This window comes from Streptococcus sp. 596553 (assembly GCF_900411395.1).
Classification (GTDB): domain Bacteria; phylum Bacillota; class Bacilli; order Lactobacillales; family Streptococcaceae; genus Streptococcus; species Streptococcus mitis_BA.
The window spans coordinates 49,047-72,602 of the sequence record NZ_OXCQ01000002.1 but is presented as its reverse complement, the minus strand read 5'-3'; the positions used below and the strand labels follow the sequence as shown (position 1 = coordinate 72,602).

Here is a 23,556-nt window from a genome sequence, read left to right as displayed (position 1 = left end):
GGCTAGGACAAAAAACTTTGATTTTAGGAATTCTTTATTATAAATTTTTAAAATCGATAGATTAGAAAAAAGCGAATAAGACAGAATTCTGAGTATCAGATAACTCGTTTTGTTCGCTTTTTATATTTAAGGTTAAACTTTTGTCCCAGACTCTTTTAATTTACTCTCCCAACTGGGCACTGTAGGCGATAATCTGGTCAACCGTGTCTGACAAGAATTGAATGGTATCACGGAGTGGTTTGTCTGTTGAAATATCGGCTCCGATAATCATGGCTGACTCAAGCGGTGTCTTGCTACCACCTGATTTGAGAAGATTGAGCCAATCTTCAGCTCCAGTTTCTGAGTTTTTAAGATGGAGGTAACCTGCAGTCGAAATCACAAGTCCAGCTGAGTAAGTGTAACTATACAAGCCCATGTAATAATGAGCTTGGCGCATCCAAGTCAAAGCTGCATCATCATCGATTTCAATGGCATCTCCCCAGAAATCGGTCAAAACTTCCTTCATAATGCTGTTGAGTTTGCTTGCTCCGAAAGTTTCTCCTTCTTCAATCAATGTATACACTTTACGCTGGAAGGCTGCTTCTAAGAGGTGGGTGATGAAATTATGGAAGTAGGTGTCTGTCAAGCGGTGAGCCAGAGCGAAGCGTTTTTGACGTGGGTCATCAGATTGGTTCTCTAAATAATCACTGAGAAGCAATTCATTGAAAGTTGACGGTGCTTCGACATAGTAGGTCGACATGTGAGCATTAAAGTAGCTTTGATGATTATCTGAAAAGATGAATTGACCAGAATGCCCGATTTCATGAATCAAGGTATAGACATCGCTCAAACGGCCTGTCCAGCTCATGAGGACATAAGGGTGCACACGATATGGATCCGCTGCATAACCACCAGAATCCTTGCCACTATTGGCAGCAAAGTCCACCCAGCGCTCTTCTTGATAACGAGCAACTTCCTGACAATATTCTTGCCCCAAAGGTTCTACCGACTTCATGACCAAATCATAGGCATCGTCAATAGTCACTTCAGGATTGAGGGCGCTATCCAAGTCCAATTTCCAGTCTGCCAAGGTCATCTTTTCAAGACCATTGACCTTGGCAACATGCTTGAGGTATCTCTGAGCAACTGGCGCAAAATCCTTCATGATGAGGTCAATCTGGCGGTCAAACATGGCACGGTCCACTTCTTGCTCAGCTAGAAGATAATCAAAAACTGAGTCGTAGCCCTTCATATCTGCCAGTAGTTTTTCAGACTTGACTTGGGCTAGATAGGCTGCTGCAGCTGTATTCTGGTGCTTACGAAGTCCCTCTGAGAAGGAACGGAAAGATTTCTCACGAACCTCAGCGTCCTCATGATTTTGGTAGAAATTCTCATAAGTCACAAAGCTGTTTTTATATCTCTTGCCCTGGGCTTCAAAGTCAGCCATTTCAAAATCCCCAGCTCGCATCTTAGTATAAATGTCCTGCGGACTGTAGAAAACTTCACCGAGATTGGTCAATGCCTTCTCCACATCAGCCCCTAAGTAGTGGGCTTTTTTGATTTTGGCCTGACGAATAGCTGCCGTCAAGTGAGGCAATTCCCCCAAACGGTCCAAGACTTCCTCATCAGCTTCCACTAAGGCATCGTCAAAGAAGGTCAAGGCTACACTGGCATCTGTTTCAAATTCCATCCCAGCTTGGGCGATATTGGCAAATTCTTCATTGCTATAATCTGTCGTCTGAGGCATAAAGCCATAGTTGCCAATATGGCTCATCTGAATGTAGATTTGTTCCAATTCCGCAAAGGCCTTTTCAAAATCCTCAAAAGTATGAAGATTGCCCTTGTAATCACGACTAAATTGGTTGATGTCTTCACGAGCCTTCTCGATCGCACGTAAGAAATCCTCACGATCTTGGTATAGGGCTGTTAAATCCCAAAGTTCCTTCTCTGGAAATTCTGAACGGTGTTTTTGTTCCATTTTCTTCCTCTTATTTCTCTAATTCTAATAAAACACTAAGGGCTGATAGGGCATAAAGTGGTGCTGTTTCTGCTCGCAAAATACGAGGACCAAGTCCTGCCAATACCGCTCCTTTAGCTTCAAAACTCTCAATTTCTGCAGGTGACAGGCCACCTTCTGGACCAAAGATAAAGAGCAATTTGGCTCCTTTTTCAAGACCAGAGACTGCTTGCAGAAGCGCAGCGGCTTCACCTTCTTTGGCTGATTCTTCATAGGCTACTATGATAGAGTCAAATTGGTCCAGTTGAGCTAGAAAGTCTGATTTTTTCTCGAAAAGCTGGATACTTGGAACAACATTACGCTTACTTTGCTCCGCTGCTCCAAGGGCAATTTTTTCTAGTTTTTCAACCTTTTTACCCAATTTTTTGCCATCCCATTTGGCGACCGACCAATCGGCAGGAAAGGCCCAGATTTGACTGGCACCCAGTTCGGTTACTTTTTGAGTGACAAACTCCAGCTTGTCCCCCTTGGGAAATCCAGATGCAATGGTCACTTGAACGGGCAGTTCCACATTGTCAGTTAATTCTTGGACCAACTCAAACTGACGGGCTTCCACATCCAGCACACGCGCCAAACGCTTGATACCATCATCAAAGACCAAAGTAACCTCATCATCTTCTTTCAAGCGCATAACCTGAAACATATGCTTGCTGGTTTCCTTGTCCTCGATGGTGACAGGAGAGACTGCACTGCCTTTGACAAAATACTGTTGCATGCTAGCCTCCAATCACACCGGAAATATCCTTGGTTTTCTTAAAGACACAGGCATTCCATTCCCCTTGAATCATGTGGGTTTCAAGGAAAAATCCAGCTGACTCAGCCGACTCGCGCACCATGTCCCACTTGTCCTTGATAATGCCACTCATGATCAGGTAGCCTTCATCCTTGACCAAGCGATAAGCATCATCCGTCAGATGAACGAGGATATCCGCCAAGATATTAGCTACAATCACATCTGCCTCAATCTCAACTCCCTTAAGCAAGTCTCCTGCTGCTACATGGATGTTTTCCATACCAGGGTTTAGCTCAATATTTTCCTGAGCCACACGAACCGCCACATCATCTAGGTCGTAGGCGAAAATTTCCTTAGCACCCAGAAGCGAGCTGGCAATAGAGAGAACCCCTGAACCAGTCCCCACATCTAGCACCGTTTCGCCACCACGAAGGACCTGCTCCAAGGCAAAGAGGCTCATCTTAGTGGTTGGATGGGTCCCCGTACCAAAAGCCATACCTGGATCCAGCTTGATAATCTTCTCTCCCGCAGTCGCCTCGTAGTCTGTCCAAGATGGCACGATGGTCAAATCATGAGTGATACGAGCTGGTTCATAGTATTTCTTCCAGTTGTCTGCCCAGTCTTCCTCAGCCAAGGCAGTTGTCCCCATCTTGACCTCACCCAAATCCATAAAATCTGCCAATTCTGCTAAGCGAGCCTGCAAGTCTGCCTCAACCGTTGCTATATCAACCGTATCAGGGTAATAGGCTGTCACTACGATTTCTTCTTGTTGCTCAATCTCTGGGAAAATTTCACCAAAACGATCCACATTCCCCACATAGTCCATACTGTCTTCGATTGCGACTCCTTGAGCTCCCAGCTCAATCAAGAGGTTGGAAACCAACTCCTCCCCCTCACGCTTAACCGTAACTTTTAACTCTTGCCATGTTTCCATTTAATTTTTCCTTATCAATCTATTAATTCTTCCAATTCTTTTAAAGTTCTTCCATCCTGATTTTTCCAATCAGTTCGACCGTTCGTTTGCAAACCCAGCAAAAAAGCCGCTGCATAAGAAGGGCTAGAAAAGAGTTGTTTTTCTTTCAACACTCCATCTTGAATGACCTGTGAAGCTATTAAATTCTGACGCATTTCTTTTAAACTTGCTGGGAGGCTTGGAGAATCCATTATTTCTACTTGACTTCCTTCTAAAACAACAAAACCTTCAGTTGTCTGTTCACAAGTTGCTTCTATTACTTTGTTAGATTTCTTAGTTTTACGCTTTAAATAAAGATAAGTGGAATGATTATCAATCAAATCTTGACTAACTTTCTTTGTCATCGGAACAAAAACACGATAACCTAAAGTTCCAATAATCATAAGCGTATTTTCAATAATTTCATCCAGTTCAGATTCCTTTTCCTCAGTTACATTACCAGGATTTGGATCATTCCCATTTTTCACAATGTAGCGACCAGCTTCTTTAGCAAGTTGAGTAAATTTATTTTCCAAATAGCTAATTTCTGTTGGACCGAAAGAATTATTTTGAGTTGTTAGAATGATGACATCATTAAAATAATCTGCATGAGTATCACGGGTATGCTCTTGAATTCGCAACAATACCCCTTCACCATTTTTCCGAGTTGTCGCCTGACCAATATAGGTCATATCTTTCTGCTTATCTTCATCTCGACCAAATAAGAAATAAATACCACTTTGTTTCATTTCATCACGTGACTTCAAATCTCCCAACTGAATACGAGGTATTTTGTAAATCACTCCCGTCCAATTTGACAAAGTACATTTTATTTTTCCAGTCACTTCACCATCCATGAGAAACATATTGATATTTTTGCTTCGCTTTTCCATTTATCAAACTTCCTCCATATAATCTCTCACCCTTTCTTGCAACTGAGGTACAACTTGACTGGAACTAAGAAATTCCTCGACATTCATTAACTGATAACCCTGTCCCTCATCTCCAAAGACAATCTTGTCAAACTGGGCCTGTGTCAACAGACCGACTAGAAATACAGATTGTTTATCCGCAAAAAGCATACTTGGATAAACCTTACTCCATAGCAGACAATCCTCAGTCAGATGAATTCCCAGTTCTTCATAAACTTCACGCGCCACGCACTCAAAAGGACTTTCATCCCCCTCGCGTCCCCCACCGGGCAGTTCCCACATATTGGGCCAGGGAATGCTTGCCTTATCATCGCGTAAGATAGTCAGAAGCTTATCCCCACAAAACAAAGCAATCTTACAGCCTGTGAAATCAGAAATTTCTATTTCCATATTAGACTCCTTCGGTTAATTCCTTTTCCAGCTCGGCTAACCAGTTTTGATAATAGATTTTCTCATCCCGTAACATCCGACTGCTATTCATTTTACGTCTAGCAATCTTCATAGCCTTGTGAGTTTGAACTACATCTTTCTTTACCTTAAATTGATACCAAGCTTGAATGACCTGCATATCTGCTGTTTTTATAGATAAAAAGGATTTGACCCCTCGAATACTTGCATATTCTTCCGCTTTCTTATTATCTCCTTCCATCAGAGCAACTTGAAGAAGGTATATTTGAGAAATAGTTTTAGACATTGAATTATCTGTTTTCTCTAACACAGACTGAAACTGTTGCTTTGCAAGTTCTATATTATCATCCAATATGAATACCAACCCCTGAAGAGTCTGAACACTTTCTGCAAAACTCCCTCTCACCTCCTCATCAACAGGCATGATAAAGTCTTTTAAATCATATTCTTGAGGAGCCAGCAAAGTTTGAGCAGAATGCCTCAACACCAAGTAAGCGTATTTGGTATTTTCAGGGTGTTGTAACAATTCCCAGATTTTCGCTCCATCGGTAATGTCGACTGGCAAAGCGTTGTTTAGGAAGAAAGACAAATTAAGAAAAATCCAAGTACCAGCAAAATACCAGCTTTTTGTCAAAAATCCAAACAATATCGCCAATAAAATCAAACCAAGATGAACCATCAAGCCTCCTGAAAGCATCATGATGATTCTTTGATCACTTTCATCTTCTTTTAATCCAATATACTGAGCACCAACATTTTTCAGAACGGCTGTTCGACTCAGATGAAACTTGCCTGACTTTTTGGTCAAAAGAAAGTTTCCTAATCCAAAAGCCACCAGGCGATAGCCTGTCAGGTAACCGCAAAATGCATGACCCAACTCATGAAGAATAAAGATTAAATACATGCTTAGAAGAGCAAATGCATAACCAAAAGTAAAGACTAAAACTGCGGAATATCCCAGCTCTGCAAATGCGATTGTTCCACAAGCACAAGCCAGCATAATAAAGACAACAGCTAGCACATAAACCAAATAAATCCCAATTTTCTTCATAAAATCTCCAACCAACTCCTAGTATCTCGGATAAGGATAAAACTCTCCTTCTTCCAAGCCAACTTTTCCTTCTTCAAAGACTTCTTGGTTCCATTCCATGACGAATTCTTCTGCTTCTGGGTCTTCCAAAAAGTCCATGAGGGCATCCAGCCCAACCTCGGCAGTATCTTTAAGGAATAGCGTAAAATAAGCTAAAAATTCGCGAGAAAAGCCTTTTTTAGGTAAGTAAGGAATGACCGTCAAATAGTCTTCCTCATTGACGGTTGACTTGGCAGGATTGTAGAAAAGGACTGCTTCTTCAAAGAGAATGTCATCTGATGAAACCTCTCCATCTTCATCCACCATCTCCACACCTTTAGAGTTTTGCGCTTCCAATAGAAAACTCACTTCTACCGCGTGATTGCGCTTGTCCCAACTAATCTCAAAGTCAAAGGGAAAATTCTTGTCCAACTCTTCCTCTAAAACATCTAAAAATCCGTATGTTGCCATTTTGTCCTCTTTCTATGCGACTCTTTAATCGCCCCGATTGCTCGGAAATATGCTAAAATAGATACTACCATCTTACCACATATACATCAGAAAATCCACGTTAGAAAGGACTGCTATGCCAGACAATCTCGCGCTTCGCATGCGCCCTAAAACAATCGACCAGGTCATCGGTCAGGAGCATCTGGTCGGCCCTGGAAAAATTATCCGCCGCATGGTGGAAGCCAATCGTCTGTCCTCCATGATTCTCTATGGACCTCCAGGAATCGGCAAGACCAGTATTGCCTCTGCCATCGCTGGAACTACTAAGTATGCCTTTCGTACCTTTAATGCCACTGTTGATAGTAAAAAACGACTACAAGAAATTGCCGAAGAGGCTAAATTTTCTGGTGGTCTCGTCCTATTACTAGATGAGATTCATCGTCTTGACAAGACCAAGCAAGACTTTCTCCTTCCCCTCTTGGAAAGCGGTCTGGTCATCATGATTGGGGCTACGACTGAAAATCCTTTCTTCTCTGTCACCCCTGCCATTCGTAGCCGTGTTCAAATTTTTGAGTTGGAACCTCTGTCTAACCAAGACGTCAAAGAGGCCCTGCAGATAGCTCTAAGTAACCCTGAGCGTGGTTTTGATTTTCCAGTAGGACTAGATGAGGATGCGCTGGAGTTCATCGCAACCTCTACAAACGGAGACCTGCGCTCTGCTTTCAACTCATTGGACTTGGCTGTTCTTTCTACCCCTGAGAATGACGAGGGCATCCGCCATATCACCCTCGACATCATGGAAAATAGCCTACAGCGAAGCTACATCACTATGGATAAGGATGGAGATGGCCACTATGATGTTCTCTCAGCCCTGCAAAAGTCTATCCGTGGCTCGGATGTGGATGCCAGTCTCCACTATGCTGCCCGCTTGATTGAGGCTGGTGATTTACCTAGTCTCGCTCGTCGCTTGACTGTTATCGCCTATGAAGATATCGGTTTAGCCAATCCTGAAGCCCAGATTCATACCGTGACTGCTCTGGATGCCGCCCAAAAGATTGGTTTCCCAGAAGCCCGCATTCTCATTGCCAATGTCGTCATTGATTTGGCACTTTCTCCAAAATCCAACTCAGCCTATGTAGCTATGGATAAGGCACTTGCTGACCTCAAAACATCAGGGCACTTGCCTATTCCGCGACACCTGCGTGATGGGCACTACAGCGGAAGCAAGGAACTGGGGAATGCCCAAGACTATCTCTATCCACACAACTATCCTGGAAATTGGGTCAAGCAAGACTATCTACCAGAAAAAATTCGTAATCATCACTATTTCCAAGCAGAAGATACTGGTAAATATGAACGGGCTTTGGCTCAAAGAAAGGAAGCCATCGACCGTTTGCGAAAAATCTGAAATCCTTTTCAAAAAATTGCACTTTCCTCTTGATTTTTTTTGAAAAAGTGGTATCATATAAACATAGAAACGCTGTGGTGTACGACTTCACACTTAAGTGTTGACCGACTATTTTTTGTATTATTAGGGAAACAAAAGTCTTCTAACAGCATGTAGGCCGTCTCACACGGAAACAGCTTCAGTTAGAGCGAGTTGCCCACCTGCTTAATTGCGCGGGTTCAATACAAACCGTGAAGTTTCGGCACCAATACAGCTTTTTTCTTCGCCTCCTTAGCTCAGCTGGCAGAGCAGCGGACTCTTAATCCGTGGGTCACAGGTTCGATCCCTGTAGGGGGCATCTAAATACAACAGGAAAAGTCTTATAATATAGGGCTTTTTTGCATATCTGTTCTACTTTTGGTCAACCAATGGATATTAAAGATATAATTTTGTGAACACCCTTTCCAGACAGCTCTAATCTGATTGCACTTAAAATTTTAAAAAATTTAAAACAAAAGTCTTGCTTTTCTTTTTATTTTTGATATACTTGTTCTTGTATCTGATACACGTTTATAAAAAGGAGCTCAGATGGATACAAAATTCTCAGTTGCTTTGCATATCTTAACAATGATTAGTGAAAGCAAGGAAACCTTAAGTTCTCAAGCACTAGCTACTAGTGTCGGGACCAATGCTAGTTACATTCGAAAAGTGATTGCCTTATTGAAAAATGCAGATTTGATTCATTCCCAGCAAGGAAAAACTGGCTATCAACTCAATAAGTCTCCAAAGGAAATGACTTTACTAGAGATCTACTATGCTACTCAAGAAATCAATCACATTAGTTTATTCCCTGTTCATCAAAATAGTAATCCCGATTGTCCCGTTGGAAAACATATCCAAGGAGCAGTTTCACCGCTTTTCGCTAGTGCCGAATCTCAATTAGAGAAGGAATTAGCTAATCAAACTTTAGAAGATGTCATTGACAATCTATATAAACAAGCCAAACAAGTCCGAAACTGATTTGATAGCAAGTCAGTTTTTACTAAAAACAATATGTACTTGTATTAGATACAAGTTCATTTAATTATATTAAAAAAGAAAAGAGAAAACACATGAAAGTCGCACAACACACTACTTATAACAAAAACAATATCACACTGAACATCACAGAAGTCGCTAAACCAAGTATTACAGACACAGAAGTTTTAATCAAAGTCACCGCAGCCGGGGTTAATCCTCTCGATAACATGATCTCTCGTGGTGAGGTCAAGATGATTGTTCCTTACAAACTTCCTCAAACTGCTGGTAATGAGGTCGTTGGAATCGTTGAAAGCATTGGCAAGCAAGTTGACAACTTTCAGATAGGAGACCGAGTTTTTGGCCGTCTGCCACTTGATCATATTGGTGCCTTTGCAGAATACCTAGCTGTCGATAGCCAAGCCTTAGCCAAGGTTCCAGACTATCTATCAGACGAGGAAGCTGCTGCTGTTCCTCTTACTGCCTTGACCATTATGCAGGCTCTTGACCTCATGGGCGCTCAAGCTGGGAAAACGATCTTTATTTCTGGTGGTACTGGAGGTGTCGGTGGCATGGCCATTCCGATTGCCAAGGCGAAAGGTTTGAAGGTCATTACCAACGGTTCTGGAGATAGCGCTGAGCGTGTATTGAACCTAGGAGCAGACCGCTTTATCGATTACAAAACAGAGGATTATACAAAGACTGTTAGTGAGGTAGATTATGTCCTCGATACTCTCGGTGGAGCTGAAACTGAGAAACAAATGTCTATCATGAAAAAAGGTGGACAGCTTGTTTCCCTTCGTGCCATGCCAAACGGTGCCTTTGCCAAACGCATGAATCTACCAAAATGGAAACAAATCTTACTTGGACTAGCGGGTCGCAAATTTGATAAAATGGCGGAAAAATATGGTGTCCACTACCATTTTATCTTTGTAGAAAGCAATGGCGCTCAATTACAAGAGGTAGCTGACCTCTTTAGCAAATTAGAAATCAAACCCTCTATCGATATAGTTTATCCATTTGAAGAGGTAAATAGCGCCTTAGACAAAGTCGCTAATGGTCGCTCTCGTGGTAAAACAGTTCTCAGCTTTAAGAAATAAAAAGGAAAACACAATGTCATATCTTACAACAAAAAATCAATACATCACTGTCCAAGGAAACCAAATTGCCTATCGCGAACTCGGGAAAGGTAAATCAAAACTACCTCTTCTGATGCTGGTCCATTTGGCAGCAACTCTCGATAACTGGGATCCAAAACTATTAGACTTAATCGCTGAAAAGCACCATGTCATTGTAGTCGATCTTCCTGGTGTTGGAGCTAGTCAGGGCAAAGTTGCTTCGACGATTCCTGGAATGGCTGAGCAGACAATTGACTGTGTGAAAGCGCTTGATTACGATAAAATCAATCTTCTTGGCCTTTCTATGGGAGGTATGATTGCCCAAGAAATCATCAGAATAAATCCCACTCTAGTCAATCATTTAATCTTGGCTGGAACAGGACCTCGAGGTGGAAAAGAGGTCAATAAGGTAACAGGGAAAACCTTTAACTATATGTTTAAAGCGGAACTCGAACGCATCGATCCTAAACGCTATATCTTCTATAATCATGATGAACAAGGGAAAATTGAAGCTTTGAAAGTCCTAGGACGAATGGGGATGAGAACAAAGGAATTTGCGGATAAAGATATGAACCTACCAGGATTCCTAACTCAACTCAAAGCGATTAAACGTTGGGGGAAAGATTCTCAAGACGACCTAAAATTTATCACCCAACCAACCTTAATCGTCAATGGTGATAAGGATATGCAGGTTCCAACGGAAAATTCTTATGATATGCATGAGAAAATAAAAGATAGTAAGCTGATCATCTATCCAAATGCTGGCCACGGTTCGATTTTCCAATATGCAAACGAATTTTCAAAAGAATTAAAAGCTTTCTTGGAGAACTAATATGGTCAAAACAATTCTGATTACAGGTGCTACTGACGGTATTGGTAAACATTTGGCAAAGAAATTGGCCAGTGAAGGCCATCATGTCATCCTCCATGGTCGAAATCCCCAAAAACTTGAGCTAGCGCTTCAAGAGGTTCGTTCAGTCTCCTTGAGAGGCAGAGTTTCTAGCTACCTTGCAGATTTTTCAAAATTAGACGACGTTTATCGATTTGTAGAGGAAATCAAGCGAGACTTTCAAAGTATTGATGTCTTGTTTAACAACGCAGGTCTGTATGCTGGAAAAGAACGAAAAGCGAGTGCTGAAAATGTCGAGTTGACATTTATGTTATCTGTTCTAGTTCCCTATATATTAACAACTGAGCTAAGTTCCTTGTTAGAAAAAGCGTCTGACGGCCGTGTCATTAATACTTCTTCCTATATGCATCATTTTGCCAAGGTCAAGGATTTAGACTTTGGATTTGAGAACAACTATAATCCCGGATTGGCCTATAATAATTCCAAACTCTATACCATTTGGATGACACGTTATCTGGCAAGAGACTTCTTTTTAAAAGGTTCAAACATCACCATCAATGCCTACCATCCAGGTTTGATTTCAACCAACTTGGGGAGTGATTCCAGTGATGAAAAGACTAAAAAGTCTCTCTTCGGACGCTTGATGAAGTCATTTTCCAAAAATCTAGACGAGGGAATTGAAACAGGCTACTATCTTACATTATCAGAAGAAGTCACTGGTTTGACTGGCTACTATTTTGATGAGAAGAAAGTGAAATCTGTTTCTGAAAAAGGCTATACTTTTGAGAAAGCTCAAGATTTAATCACTTACTGTAATGATAAAATTGAGTTATTTAAACAGAAATCTGCTCTGCTTAATTAGAAAAAGTTCTCTTTCCATTTTGCTAGAAAGAGAACTTTTTCTTTAGGAGAAATAACTTATACTCTATGAAAATCGAAGAGCAAACTAGGAAGCTAGCCGCAAGCTGTACTTGAGTACGGTAAGGCGACGCTGACGTGGTTTGAAGAGATTTTCGAAAAGTATTAATTTTTAATCGATTCGTGATAGCTTAGCTGGCACCGTTAAGTAATAAGTTGCAGTCAAGCTTGCTTCACCTTGATTGACAAAAATCTCGATGGAATTTTTATCTAGAACAACTTCCAATTCTTTAGCTTCAATATCTACATACCGTCGACTAGTGTCCTGTTCTTCTTCACCTAGAATTTTTTGAACAAGATGGCTACGATCAATGTAAACTTGCTGCGCATTACTGTCATAACCAAATTCAAGATAATCTGTATCATTTCCTAAGTGGTAATGACAATCTTTATCTATTTGGATTTGATATTGGCCTTTTTTAACAGGGAATTGTCTTAGTTTGCCATCTTCCAACCTTAGAATTCTAGGTAAAGTCATGGCACATGCCCACTTGTGTTCTTGGTCATGGGTTGGAAGGGTACGCCCCCATGTCTGCATCCAAGCAATCAGGATACGACGATTTTGATCGTCCAACAATGTTTGAGGCGCATAGAAGTCTTGCCCATGATCAATTTCTTGAACTGATTCTGGGATAAAACGTTTTTCTCCCCAATCTACCTTACCCGTAAACAAAACCGATGAGTTGATGTTATGATATGAGTCTCCCTCACGCTGATAACGCATAGGTGACATAATAAGGCAATCCTTCCCATCTAACTCAAAGTAATCTGGGCATTCCCACATAAAGCCTTGGTGTTCTATCCCTTTTAGAAAGATGGATTCGAACCGCCATTCTACTAGGTTATCGGATCCTAGTAGAACGATACAGCCCACATTATCCTTGTGTTTGGCAGCTACTACGGAGTAATAGCGTCCATCTTTTTCAAAGAGTTTTGGATCACGGAAATCAGCTGCAATTAACTCATCTGGCAAATCTGCTCCAGTTGCGACTGGATTTTGTTCAATCTTTTCAAAGTGAATCCCGTCGTCTGAAAATGCCATATTTTGCACTTGACGAACACCTGTTTCTTCTTCGATATGACCAGTATACATAAGCCAGAGGCGATCATCCTTGACAATGGCAGAGCCTGAGAAACAACCATTGCGGTCATAATCTTGGTCAGGAGCAAGTGCCACTGGCAAGTGCTCCCAAGTCACCAAGTCCTTACTTTTAGCATGTCCCCAGTGCATAGGCCCCCAAACACTATCATATGGATAGAATTGATAAAAGAGATGGTATTCTCCACGAAAATAGACAAATCCATTTGGATCATTGATCCAACCAATCTCAGCTGAAAAATGTTCTTTAGGCTTATACTGAGTATTTACGAGATGTTTATTTTCTGCTATAAAACGATTGGCTTTTTCTACTGTGTATTTCTTATCTCCCATAATCAACCTCTAGTTTTTGTTTGCTTGGTATTGGTCGTAGTATTTTTGTTTAATAGCGAGGTAATCTGAAAGTCCGTATTTTTCAAGCTCTTTCTTGTAATCATCCCACTCAGCATCAATATTGCCATTTACAATCCATTCAGCGCGCTTGCGGTAGATATAGTCATTCATATCTGCCTCGATGTGGGCAATCTTATCCAGATCTTCCTGTGTCATAAAGACTCTTGGATAGTTATTGTCATTGCTCATGTAAGGAACATAATATTCTTTGATAAGATCCAAACGCCATTTGGCATCATCTGGCATAGTTGTCACTTTACCATAGTATGAATCTAGAATAGCTAGTGGTCCTCCTACTTCAGTCTTTTGACGAAGTTCTGCTGGTGCAGTTCCGTTTAGCGGTAAGTGTTTGAGGCTGTTAGTTGCTTGGTCAAATTCAAAGATATTTTGTTGCTTGTCATCTCCGTAAGTTCCCCAGTTATTTTGCACAGATTGGAGTGGAGCGTATTGTGCATCAATCCATTTAGCTGTCAATTCTAGGTTTTTGTTTACACTGGTAATAACCATCTTGTCACGTGCAAATCCCATACCGTTTGTACGAGCTACGTGTTTTTGACCACTTGGTCCAGCAAGTACTGGTAAAACATCATAACTTTCGTTACTTCCAGTAACATTACTCTTATCCCATGTAAAGTAAACACCAAATTTCTGATCATGACCTTTAGCAATGTAACTATTCCAATCATGTTCGAAAGCTTCTTTATCAATCAAGCCTTTTTCTTGCAATTGACGGATAAATTTGACACCTTCTTTATAGTTATCATTATCTGCTGTGAAGTCAACTTTGCCATCATTTCCAACTACTAAATGATCATCGTTATCCCCTATACCAAATGCAGCAAATAGGAATTTAAAATCTTCGTTTCCGTTACCACTAATAAATGTAAATGGAATTTCATCAGCCTCTCCATTTCCATTTGGATCCCCGTTTTTGAAAGCTTCTAGGACTTTAATCAAATCATCAGTAGTTTTTGGCATTTCAAGACCAAGTTTCTTAAGCCAATCTTTGTTAATCCAAGCCATATCGTTGACACTATGGATAGATTCTTTGCCTTCTCCAAGCTCCTCAATCCATGGGAATGAATAGATGTGTCCGTCAGGTGCTGTCATCAAGGCCTTGTATTCTGGTTTCTCATCCAAAATTTTCTTAAGATTTGGCATGTATTTATCAATCAAATCTTCAACTGGAATGATAACACCTTTCTTAGCCCAGTTCATCAAGTCCACATCTGAAGCTCCGTCGTTGTGGATAGCATCTGGTAGATCACCACTAGAAATATCCAAGTTACGTTTCTCTGCAAAGTCGGACTGGTAGTTGGTCCAGTCAATATGAACGCCAGTTTCCTTCTCCAAACGTTGCAAAATCAATTTTTCATTTGGGTCTTTGGGTGCTAACGGTGAACTGGCTGTCATAAACTTCAATGTTTTCTTTTCTTGAAGCGGGAATGTTACACCTTCCAACTTATAATCTGGACTTGAAGCTGTATTTTTTGAGCCGCAGGCTGCAAGTACTGCTAAACTAGCTGTCAACAAAACTGCTGATTTTGAGAATGTTTTGAATTTCATGAGAAAACTCCTTTTATTTTTTCTTTTTTTATCCTTTAAGTGAACCAGCCATAATTCCTTTATCAAAGTATTTTTGGAAAAATGGATACATAACAATCAATGGCAAGCTGGAAATGACAATAGTTGCGTATTTAATCAATTCAGCTAAACGTTTCATTTCATTCATAGTCGCTTGTGCTCCAATCATGTCTTGACCTGGTTGGCTCTGAATGAGAATTTTACGAAGTACTAGTTGCAATGGTTCCAAGTTTGGATCCTTGATATAAATCATTGCATCAAAGTATGAGTTCCACTGTCCTACAAAAGCATAGAGGAAGAGAACAAACATAATTGGTTTTGCAAGAGGAAGCATGATTTTGAAGAAAATCTGTAAATCATTTGCACCATCAATGACAGCAGCTTCAACTAACTCTTCAGGCAATCCTTGGAAATAGGCCCTAGCAAGAATAATATTCCAAACATTGACAGCACCGGGAACGATGATAGCCCATGGAGTATTAAGCATGCCCAAATCTTTTACTAGTAAGTAAGTTGGAACTAAACCACCACCAAAGAACATGGTTACAATCAAGAAATAATTAATCCAACGACGTCCAACCAAGTCTTTCTTAGAAAGAGGATAAGCTGTAAACACAGATAGCAAGACTGTTAAAGCCGCAAAGCCAAAAGAGTATAGTAGAGAATTGATAAAACCTCTTAGAATAGATTGGTCACTGAATACACGCTGGTAACCTTCTACCGTCCAATCGGCTGGATTAAAGCTAATCCCTCTACTAACCAGAACCTTAGGATCCATAAAGGATGCTACGACGATATAAAGTAAAGGAAGTAAGGTTATCAAAACGATAAAGACAATAATGATTTTATTTAAGAGTAAGATACGTCTATCAAATTTTGTATCCATAATCGAATTTTTCATACTTTCCTCCTTAAATTCCTTCACCATTATTCATGCGTTTAACGATTTGGTTAACCGCGACTAGCAATACTACGTTAATCACTGCATTAAACAAACCAACCGCTGTTGAGTAAGAATAGTCTCCTGATACAAGACCAACTTTATAGACATATGTAGAGATAATTTCAGAAGTTGGCAAGTTCAACGATGTCTGCATCAGGAATGCTTTTTCATATCCGACATTCATGATTCCACCTGCAGCTAAAACAAATTGGATAACCATAATAGGCTTAAGAGCTGGAATATCAATGTGCCAGATTCGTTGGAAGATATTGGCTCCATCCAGTCGGGCTGCTTCTACTAAGGCTGGATCTACATTTACCAATGTTGCCGTGTAGAGCGTTGAAGCCCATCCCATTCCTTGCCAGATACCACTAAAGATGTATAAGGGTCTAAAGAAGTCTGGATTTGTCAAGAAGTCAGCCTTCATTCCAAACATAGAGAGAAAATTGTTAATTGGTCCTCCCACTGAAAAGAAAAGGAAAATCATACCAACGATAACAACGACTGATATAAAGTTTGGTGCGTATAAAATGAGCTGAATTCGTTTTTTGACTTTTTCACTCAAGAGTTGATTGAGCATAATAGCAAGAATGATTGGTGGTAAAAAGCCAAGCAATAAACCATAGATACTTAATTTTAAAGTATTGGCTAACAAGATACCAAAGTTGGGAGAGGATATGAATTTTGTAAACTCAGAAAAACCAATCCAATCACTCCCTAAAATTCCTTTTAAGGGATTATAATCTTTAAATGCGATTAAAACCCCATACATAGGGATGTATTTAAAGATAAAGGTTAAAACTAAACCAGGGACAGTCATCAATAACAAGAGTTTTTGTTTCTTGATTCTTTCCCAAAGAGAAACTTGCTTCGCTTTGCTATTCATAGCAACCTCCTTTTTTGAAACGTTTCATTTTTTGTTTTAAAAAGATAACGCTTGGCGCTGTCTATTTATTTTGTTTTTGAAACGTTTCATTTTTGTTCTAAAAAAATAAATCTTTTTTATCTGAATTTATTCTATCATTGATAGCGCTTTCTGTCAAGACTTATTTTCATTTTTTGTTGTTTTTCCTTCAACAAATTTTACTGGTAGGATGGTCTGCAAATTAACAGCCTTTCCTTCGATGATATCAAATAGGATTCGTACAGCTTCTCTAGCCATTTCCTCCAGGGGTTGCTCAATTGTTGAAAGTAGATAATCTCTATCTCCAGCCATTTTAATTCCATCGTATCCAATAATTTGGACATCATGAGGAATACGTTTGCCATTCTTTTCTAGAATTTCAGTCACATCCAAAGCTGTAAAATCGTTGATTGTAAAAATTCCATCTATAGAAGGATTTTCTTCCAAGAAACTCTCTAGCTTTCCATGATAGTCAGTAACTGTCTCATCCAAATCAAAAATACTAAGAGGTATTTTATGCTCTTGGATATACTTTTCAAATGAAATTCTACGACGTTTAGTTTCATTAATGGTTGTATTATGTCCGCCCACAAAGGCTAAATGCCGACATCCTTTACTAATTAATTGTTTAGCTGCTTCTCTTCCACCTGCATCATTATCTGATGAAACACAAGGAATGGCAATATCTGAGTATGTGCGGTCAATACTAACAAAGGGAATTCCTGACGTCAAGTAATGTTCAATTGGACTATATGTAATGGCAACCACTCCATCAACTTTATTATGACGCAACATCTCCAGGTAGTCTTGCTCTCGATTTGTACCATTTATAGAACATAAGAGTAATTTATTATTCCTCTTATAGACTTCATTTTCCACATGCATAGCAAATTCTGAAAAGAAGGGATGCCAGATACTTGGTACAATGATTGCAATCGTTTCTGTTCGATTTTTTTTCATTCCTCTAGCATAGTAATCTGGAATGTAATTCAAAGTTTTAATCGCTTGTTCCACTTTTTTCAAGGTTACTTCTTTAATGCCTTTTTCTTTATTAATCACACGTGAAACTGTTCCAACGCTAACTCCTGCTTCTAAAGCAACATCTTTCATGGTAATTGATTTTCTTTGTTCTACCATATTATCACCTCCTTTCAATATATAGTATCATGCAAACGCTTTTTAAGCAACTATTTCTCAATCATTTTTGACCAGATCCTTTTTCCTATCATGAATAAAATCACTCCAATTGGCTTTCTAAAATCCCTTCAATATTCATATATAGGAATCTACCTACCACAGGAAAAGACTTTTTTACTTCCTATCTACCCTTTTTTCATGATGTATCTCCGTTCAGATGCTTCAACCATTTGAACGATTTCAAATCCTTCTTTTTGGTAAAGATTGTAAGCTGTTTGATTTGACTCGAAGACATTTAGAGAAATACTATCTATGTCTCCATTTTCAAAGACCAAACTAACAAATTTCCTTAAAGCCTGGCTACCTAAGCCTTGCCCCTGTTTCTGGGGGTTGATAAAAAATCTTCCAATATGAAGATTGCTGTCTTCTTGCCTGATTTTCTGGATAAGCCCCACAAACTCTTGTCCTTCAAAGATTGAAAAGATCCCTTCCAACTCTTGCAAAACTTGAATTGTCAAGGGAAAAGGAATCATTGTTCCCATCCATTGTTCTTGAAAGGATTTGCCAAGGGAGTTGGACCATCGGCAGACGAGCTGAGCATTTTCTTTGCTCACATTTTCTTCAAAACGAATTGTCATCTTGACCTCACCATCTTATCTATGTTTCTCCATTATACTACTTCTCCTATTTTTTACGAATAGATAAGTATGATTGATATTTATTTTTTTCTTGTCGGGAGCATTCTCGCTTCCTTTCTTGGTTTGGTCATTGACCGCTTTCCAGAGCAATCTATTATCTTTTCAGCTAGTCATTGTGATTCCTGTCAGACTCGCTTGCGGCCCTTAGATTTGATTCCGATTCTCTCGCAGGTGCTCAATCGCTTTCGCTGTCGCTACTGCAAGGCTCCTTATCCAGTCTGGTATGCCCTTTTGGAACTAGGCTTAGGACTCCTCTTTCTAGCTTGGTCTTGGGGCTGGATTTCCATAGGACAAGTCATTCTAATCACTGCTGGTTTGACCTTGGGCATCTACGACTTTCGCCATCAGGAATATCCCTTACTGGTCTGGATGACTTTCCACCTAATCCTCATGGCCTGCTCTGGCTGGAATCTGGTCATGATTTTCTTCCTTGTCCTTGGAATTTTGGCTCACTTTATTGATATCCGAATGGGCGCAGGGGATTTTCTCTTTTTAGCTTCTTGTACTCTCGTCTTTAGCTCAACAGAATTACTCATCTTGATTCAATTTGCTTCTGCGACAGGCATCCTAGCCTTTCTCCTACAAAAGAAAAAGGAAAGACTTCCTTTCGTGCCTTTCCTCTTGTTCGCTGCTTGTGTAATTATTTTTGGTAAGCTACTGCTTGTTTGATAAAGTCCTCAATTGGCTCTCCTTCATGGAGAGCTTTTACGATTTTTGAACCGACGATAACGCCATCTGACACCGCATTGAAGCGTTCTACATCGGCTTGACTAGATACGCCAAAACCTGTCAATACTGGGATATCAGCTACTTGATGCAGTTGAGTCAAGTGCTTGTCCAAGTCTGCACGGTAATTGCCAGATTTCCCTGTCACCCCATTGATGGCAACGGCATAGACAAATCCTTCTGCCCCTTCAATCAACTCTTTCTGGCGCTCAATTCCTGTCGTCAAACTAACTAGGGGAATCAAGGCCATGTCTGTATCTGCCAAAAATGGTTCTACAAAGTTGGCATGCTCATGAGGCAGGTCTGGAATAATCAAGCCCTTAACCGCTGTATCTTCCAAATCTTTGACAAAGTTCTCCACACCGTACTGAAAGAGGGGGTTGAAGTAGGTCATGATGACAAGTGGCACCTCTGTTTGAATGGTTTTCAAGGTTTCAACCAAAGCCTGGGTAGAGGTCCCGTGGGCTAAACTGCGCAAGCCAGCTTCTTCGATAACAGGTCCATCTGCAACAGGGTCTGAAAAGGGAATACCCACTTCAATAGCCGAAACACCCAAATCTTCTAAAAAGTGTATTGTTTCTCCTAGTCCATCCAAACCTTTTTCGTGGTCCCCAGCCATGATATAAGGAACGAAAATTCCTTTTCCAGTTGCTTTTATAGCGTTTAATTTTTCTGTTAGTGTCTTAGGCATGAGCTTCTCCCTTCTTTGCTGCATCTGCTTCCAAGCGGTCTTTGACTTGAACCACATCCTTATCCCCACGACCTGATAGACAGACAATCATAGACTTATCCGGTCCAAGTTCTTTGGCCAACTTCACCGCAAAAGCGATCGCATGGCTTGATTCCAAGGCTGGGATAATCCCTTCCACACGAGACAAGAGTTGGAATCCTTCCAAGGCTTCTTCGTCTGTCACAGGGACATAGCTGGCACGTTTAATATCGTGGTAGTGAGAATGTTCTGGACCGATACCAGGATAGTCCAAACCTGCTGAGATAGAGAAGGCTTCAAGAATTTGACCATGGGCATCTTGGAGCACATCCATGAGAGAACCGTGAAGGAGACCCGGACGACCCTTGGTCAAGGTAGCTGCGTGGTGCTCTGTATCCACACCAAGTCCTGCTGCTTCAGCCCCATACATAGCTACAGACTCATCTTCTACAAAGGGATGGAAGAGCCCGATAGCATTAGAACCACCACCAACACAGGCTACTAGGGCATCTGGCAGATCTTGACCTGTCATATCGCGATACTGTTGTTTAGCTTCTCGACCAATGACACTTTGGAAGTCACGAACGATTTCTGGGAATGGATGAGGTCCCAAGGCAGAACCAAGGATATAGTGGGTATCATCGATATTAGCCACCCATGAACGAAGGGCTGCATTGACCGCATCCTTGAGCACGCGCGAACCATCTGTCACTGCCTCAACCTTGGCTCCCAAAAGCTCCATACGGAAGACATTGAGGGCTTGGCGTTTGACATCTTCCTCACCCATGTAGATAGTACATTCCATGTTAAAGAGGGCTGCAGCAGTTGCAGTTGCCACACCGTGCTGACCAGCACCTGTTTCAGCGATAATTTTCTTTTTGCCCATGCGTTTAGCCAGAAGAACTTGTCCCAAGGCATTGTTAATCTTGTGGGCCCCTGTATGGTTAAGGTCTTCACGTTTAAGATAAATCTTGGCTCCGCCGATATGCTGGGTCAAGTTTTTTGCGTAGTAAAGGGGAGTTTCACGTCCCACATACTGACGCAAAAGTTGGTTTAATTCCTCTTGGAAACTTGGGTCTGCCTGACTTTCACGGTAGGCCTTCTCCAATTCCAAAACTGCTGTCATCAATGTTTCTGGGACAAAACGTCCGCCGAATTTTCCGTAAAATCCATCTTTATTTGGTTCTTGATATGCCATTCTTTACCCTCTCTATAAATCTTCTAATCTTTTCATAATCTTTTTGTCCATCTGTCTCCACTCCGCTTGATACATCTACTGCATAGGGAGTAAAGTGTTGAATTGCTTTTACTACATTGTCTTCATTAAGCCCACCTGCGATGAAAAATGGCTGAGCTAGTTCTGTCGTATCCAGTTGGCCCCAGTCAAAGGTCTGGCCACTCCCTGCCACTGGAGCATCAAAGAGTAGATAGTCTGCCTGAGAATCGGGTACATGACCATCTCCATCCACCTGCACAGCCTGAATACTGGCACAAGGCAAATTCTCAAACAAATCATCTGCCACCTGACCGTGAACTTGAACCAAGTCCAAGCCAACTTTGTCAATGACTTCTAGCAGTTGAGCCCGACTTGGTAAAACAAATACACCAACCTTTTTGACATCCGCAGGAATATGCTTTGCCAGCTCAGCAGCCTGATCCAAGGTCACCTGTCTTTTACTAGGTGCGAAGACAAAACCGATATAGTCGGCTCCTGCTGACACGGCTGTCTCCACCGCTTCTTTGGTCGATAGTCCACAAATCTTAACCTTTGTCAATCTGCAACTCCTTAATTCTCTGGGCTACATCTTCTGCCTGCATGAGAGCTGTTCCTACTAAAATTCCGTTAAAGAATGGTGCTACTCGTTCCGCATCCTGCCCTGTGAAAATAGCAGATTCAGAAATGTACAAGCAATCATCTTTGAAATGTTTAGCCAAATCTACACTGGTCTGCAAGTCGACTTCAAAGGTGGTCAAGTTGCGGTTATTAACCCCAATAATCTCAGCACCAAGTCTGTGGGCCACTTCTAGTTCAGCTAGATTGTGAGTTTCCACCAAGACTTCCAGACCAAGCTCAGTCGCGTAGTCGTACAGTTCCTTGAGGCGTTCTTCTGACAAGGCTGCGACAATAAGCAAGATGACTGTCGCACCTGCATTTCGAGCACGGATGATTTGCTTTTCATCGATGATAAAGTCCTTGTTGAGCGTCGGAATCTGCACCTGACTGGAAATCTCCCGTAGATAATCCAAATGTCCTTTAAAGAAAATCTCATCTGTCAAAACCGAAATCATCACTGCGCCATTTGCTTCATAAGTCTGGGCCTGTTGCACAATATCCACATCGAGATTGATATCTCCCAGACTAGGGCTAGCTTTCTTGACTTCTGCAATCACCTGCAAGCGGTCTTGATGATTCTTCAAAAATTCTGCCAAGCGATAGGTCTGGCGCAAGGGCTGGATTTGCTCCAGCTCCATTTGCTCGACTTCACGCGCTTTCTGCTCCAAAATTCGTGATAAAAATTCCTGACTCATTTTTGGTACTCCTGTAACAGTCTGAGTTTTTCAAGGGCCTTGCCACTAGCAATCACTTGACGAGCCAAGGCAACTCCTTCCTTGATGCTAGCTGCCTTACCATTGGCATAGAAACCAAGACCAGCATTTAAAACTGTCGTTTCCAAGAATGAACTTGGTTCATTTTTAAGAACGCTGAGCAAAATTTCTGCATTTTCCTGAGCATTCCCACCACGAATATCTTCGATAGCGTAGCCTTCCATCCCCAAATCCTCTGGAGTAAAGCTTGACAAGGTGATTTCGCCATTTTCAAGAAGTGCAATCTTGGTTGTCCCGTTCAAGCCGGCTTCATCTAGCCCTTCTGGTCCAGCAACTACGACAGCACGTTTGCGACCCATATTTTTCAAAACCTGAGCTGTACTTTCTAGAAGTTCTGGACGACTAATACCAAGAAGCTGTGTTTCCAAAGCCATTGGGTGAATCAGGGGACCAGTCAAGTTCATAATCGTTGGAATTCCCAACTCCAAACGAGCTGGCATGATGTATTTCATAGCTGGGTGCATATTTTTAGCAAAGAGAAAGACGATTCCAGTTTTATCAAAGACCTTACCTAGTTCAGCTGGTTTGAGGTCTAGGTTGATGCCCAAGGCTTCTAGGACATCTGCAGAACCAGATTTAGAAGAAATCGAGCGGTTACCGTGTTTTGCCATATGAACACCACCACCAGCCAAGACAAAGGCTGCAGTTGTGGAAATATTAAAACTGAAAGACTTGTCCCCACCTGTACCACAGTTGTCCATGGCATCATGAATTTCAGTTGGAATATGTTGGGCATGCCCTCTCATGACTTGGGCAATGGCTGTACGTTCTTCAGGTGTTTCTCCCTTCATCTTAAGAGCTAAGAGGAGAGAAGCAATCTGCGCCTCCGTTACACGTCCAGTTACGATACGCTCAATGACATCCGTCATTTCCACACCTGATAAATTTTCAAATTTTGCTAGTTTTTCAATAATCTCTTTCATCCT

At 41.1% G+C, this 23,556-nt stretch carries 24 protein-coding genes and 1 tRNA gene; 7 read left to right on the top strand and 18 right to left on the bottom strand.

The genetic code is table 11. The annotated features are described in order from the left end of the window. Positions 1 to 160 precede the first annotated feature (160 nt). The 7 genes from pepF to DSY56_RS03170 are packed head-to-tail and all read right to left on the bottom strand — an operon-like array spanning position 161 to position 6,561. Complete coding sequence (gene pepF / locus DSY56_RS03200; RefSeq protein WP_112443849.1) at positions 161 to 1,957, bottom strand: oligoendopeptidase F; 1,797 nt, start codon at positions 1,955 to 1,957, stop codon at positions 161 to 163. 10 nt (positions 1,958 to 1,967) lie between these two features. Continuing rightward, positions 1,968 to 2,711, bottom strand: a complete 744-nt coding sequence (locus DSY56_RS03195; protein ID WP_112443848.1) for a 16S rRNA (uracil(1498)-N(3))-methyltransferase — start codon at positions 2,709 to 2,711, stop codon at positions 1,968 to 1,970. A gap of 1 nt (position 2,712) precedes the next feature. Then, a complete protein-coding gene (gene prmA / locus DSY56_RS03190; protein WP_112443847.1) occupies positions 2,713 to 3,663 on the bottom strand; it encodes a 50S ribosomal protein L11 methyltransferase in 951 nt (316 codons plus the stop codon). Positions 3,664 to 3,677: 14 nt separating this feature from the next. Beyond that, entirely contained in the window at positions 3,678 to 4,574 is an 897-nt protein-coding gene (locus DSY56_RS03185) for a GIY-YIG nuclease family protein (protein ID WP_112443846.1), read from the bottom strand. A 3-nt stretch (positions 4,575 to 4,577) separates the two neighbouring features. Beyond that, the gene (locus DSY56_RS03180) at positions 4,578 to 5,003 is read right to left on the bottom strand and encodes an NUDIX hydrolase (RefSeq protein ID WP_112443845.1); all 426 of its coding nucleotides are present in this window, start codon (positions 5,001 to 5,003) and stop codon (positions 4,578 to 4,580) included. Position 5,004: 1 nt separating this feature from the next. Continuing rightward, positions 5,005 to 6,072 carry a M50 family metallopeptidase gene (locus DSY56_RS03175; RefSeq protein WP_200832349.1) on the bottom strand — a complete coding sequence of 356 codons (1,068 nt, stop codon included), beginning with the start codon at positions 6,070 to 6,072 and terminating at the stop codon, positions 5,005 to 5,007. 18 nt (positions 6,073 to 6,090) lie between these two features. Beyond that, positions 6,091 to 6,561: a DUF3013 family protein gene (locus DSY56_RS03170; RefSeq protein ID WP_112443843.1), complete on the bottom strand. Its 471-nt coding sequence runs from the start codon at positions 6,559 to 6,561 to the stop codon at positions 6,091 to 6,093. A 115-nt stretch (positions 6,562 to 6,676) separates the two neighbouring features. Between DSY56_RS03170 and DSY56_RS03165 the strand changes: the two genes are divergently transcribed. From DSY56_RS03165 to DSY56_RS03140, 6 genes are all read left to right on the top strand, one after another. Beyond that, positions 6,677 to 7,948, top strand: a complete 1,272-nt coding sequence (locus DSY56_RS03165; protein WP_112443842.1) for a replication-associated recombination protein A — start codon at positions 6,677 to 6,679, stop codon at positions 7,946 to 7,948. Between the two features lie 264 nt (positions 7,949 to 8,212). Beyond that, a tRNA-Lys gene (locus tag DSY56_RS03160) sits at positions 8,213 to 8,285 on the top strand. Between the two features lie 230 nt (positions 8,286 to 8,515). Further along, the gene (locus DSY56_RS03155; protein ID WP_112443841.1) at positions 8,516 to 8,947 is read left to right on the top strand and encodes an Rrf2 family transcriptional regulator; all 432 of its coding nucleotides are present in this window, start codon (positions 8,516 to 8,518) and stop codon (positions 8,945 to 8,947) included. A gap of 92 nt (positions 8,948 to 9,039) precedes the next feature. Continuing rightward, entirely contained in the window at positions 9,040 to 10,044 is a 1,005-nt protein-coding gene (locus DSY56_RS03150) for an NADP-dependent oxidoreductase (RefSeq protein ID WP_112443840.1), read from the top strand. A 13-nt stretch (positions 10,045 to 10,057) separates the two neighbouring features. Beyond that, positions 10,058 to 10,894, top strand: coding sequence for an alpha/beta fold hydrolase (locus tag DSY56_RS03145; protein ID WP_112443839.1), 837 nt, complete (start codon positions 10,058 to 10,060; stop codon positions 10,892 to 10,894). A gap of 1 nt (position 10,895) precedes the next feature. Then, positions 10,896 to 11,774, top strand: coding sequence for an SDR family NAD(P)-dependent oxidoreductase (locus tag DSY56_RS03140; protein WP_112443838.1), 879 nt, complete (start codon positions 10,896 to 10,898; stop codon positions 11,772 to 11,774). Between the two features lie 168 nt (positions 11,775 to 11,942). Here DSY56_RS03140 and DSY56_RS03135 read toward each other — a convergent pair whose 3' ends face one another. From DSY56_RS03135 to DSY56_RS03110, 6 genes are all read right to left on the bottom strand, one after another. Beyond that, complete coding sequence (locus DSY56_RS03135) at positions 11,943 to 13,262, bottom strand: glycoside hydrolase family 32 protein (RefSeq protein WP_112443837.1); 1,320 nt, start codon at positions 13,260 to 13,262, stop codon at positions 11,943 to 11,945. A gap of 9 nt (positions 13,263 to 13,271) precedes the next feature. Further along, positions 13,272 to 14,888: an ABC transporter substrate-binding protein gene (locus tag DSY56_RS03130; RefSeq protein WP_023935662.1), complete on the bottom strand. Its 1,617-nt coding sequence runs from the start codon at positions 14,886 to 14,888 to the stop codon at positions 13,272 to 13,274. Positions 14,889 to 14,916: 28 nt separating this feature from the next. Beyond that, positions 14,917 to 15,807, bottom strand: a complete 891-nt coding sequence (locus DSY56_RS03125) for a carbohydrate ABC transporter permease (protein WP_112443836.1) — start codon at positions 15,805 to 15,807, stop codon at positions 14,917 to 14,919. Between the two features lie 10 nt (positions 15,808 to 15,817). Next, complete coding sequence (locus tag DSY56_RS03120) at positions 15,818 to 16,735, bottom strand: ABC transporter permease (RefSeq protein ID WP_001084979.1); 918 nt, start codon at positions 16,733 to 16,735, stop codon at positions 15,818 to 15,820. A gap of 153 nt (positions 16,736 to 16,888) precedes the next feature. Next, on the bottom strand, positions 16,889 to 17,890 hold the full coding sequence (locus DSY56_RS03115) for a LacI family DNA-binding transcriptional regulator (protein WP_112443835.1): 1,002 nt from the start codon (positions 17,888 to 17,890) through the stop codon (positions 16,889 to 16,891). Positions 17,891 to 18,075: 185 nt separating this feature from the next. Then, positions 18,076 to 18,528, bottom strand: coding sequence for a GNAT family N-acetyltransferase (locus DSY56_RS03110; protein ID WP_112443834.1), 453 nt, complete (start codon positions 18,526 to 18,528; stop codon positions 18,076 to 18,078). A gap of 69 nt (positions 18,529 to 18,597) precedes the next feature. Between DSY56_RS03110 and DSY56_RS03105 the strand changes: the two genes are divergently transcribed. Then, positions 18,598 to 19,257 carry a prepilin peptidase gene (locus DSY56_RS03105; RefSeq protein ID WP_112443833.1) on the top strand — a complete coding sequence of 220 codons (660 nt, stop codon included), beginning with the start codon at positions 18,598 to 18,600 and terminating at the stop codon, positions 19,255 to 19,257. Here DSY56_RS03105 and trpA read toward each other — a convergent pair. From trpA to trpD, 5 genes are read right to left on the bottom strand one after another with little or no spacing between them, the layout of a single operon-like run. Beyond that, a complete protein-coding gene (gene trpA / locus DSY56_RS03100) occupies positions 19,229 to 20,005 on the bottom strand; it encodes a tryptophan synthase subunit alpha (RefSeq protein WP_112443832.1) in 777 nt (258 codons plus the stop codon). The two genes, DSY56_RS03105 and trpA, sit on opposite strands and share 29 nt — an antisense overlap. After that, positions 19,998 to 21,221, bottom strand: a complete 1,224-nt coding sequence (gene trpB, locus DSY56_RS03095) for a tryptophan synthase subunit beta (protein WP_112443831.1) — start codon at positions 21,219 to 21,221, stop codon at positions 19,998 to 20,000. The genes trpA and trpB overlap by 8 nt, the downstream gene beginning before the upstream one ends. After that, a complete protein-coding gene (locus DSY56_RS03090; protein WP_112443830.1) occupies positions 21,199 to 21,798 on the bottom strand; it encodes a phosphoribosylanthranilate isomerase in 600 nt (199 codons plus the stop codon). The genes trpB and DSY56_RS03090 overlap by 23 nt, the downstream gene beginning before the upstream one ends. Next, a complete protein-coding gene (gene trpC / locus DSY56_RS03085) occupies positions 21,785 to 22,552 on the bottom strand; it encodes an indole-3-glycerol phosphate synthase TrpC (protein WP_112443829.1) in 768 nt (255 codons plus the stop codon). The genes DSY56_RS03090 and trpC overlap by 14 nt, the downstream gene beginning before the upstream one ends. After that, a complete protein-coding gene (trpD, locus tag DSY56_RS03080; RefSeq protein ID WP_112443828.1) occupies positions 22,549 to 23,553 on the bottom strand; it encodes an anthranilate phosphoribosyltransferase in 1,005 nt (334 codons plus the stop codon). Before trpD ends, trpC begins: the two co-directional genes overlap by 4 nt. Positions 23,554 to 23,556: the final 3 nt, after the last annotated feature.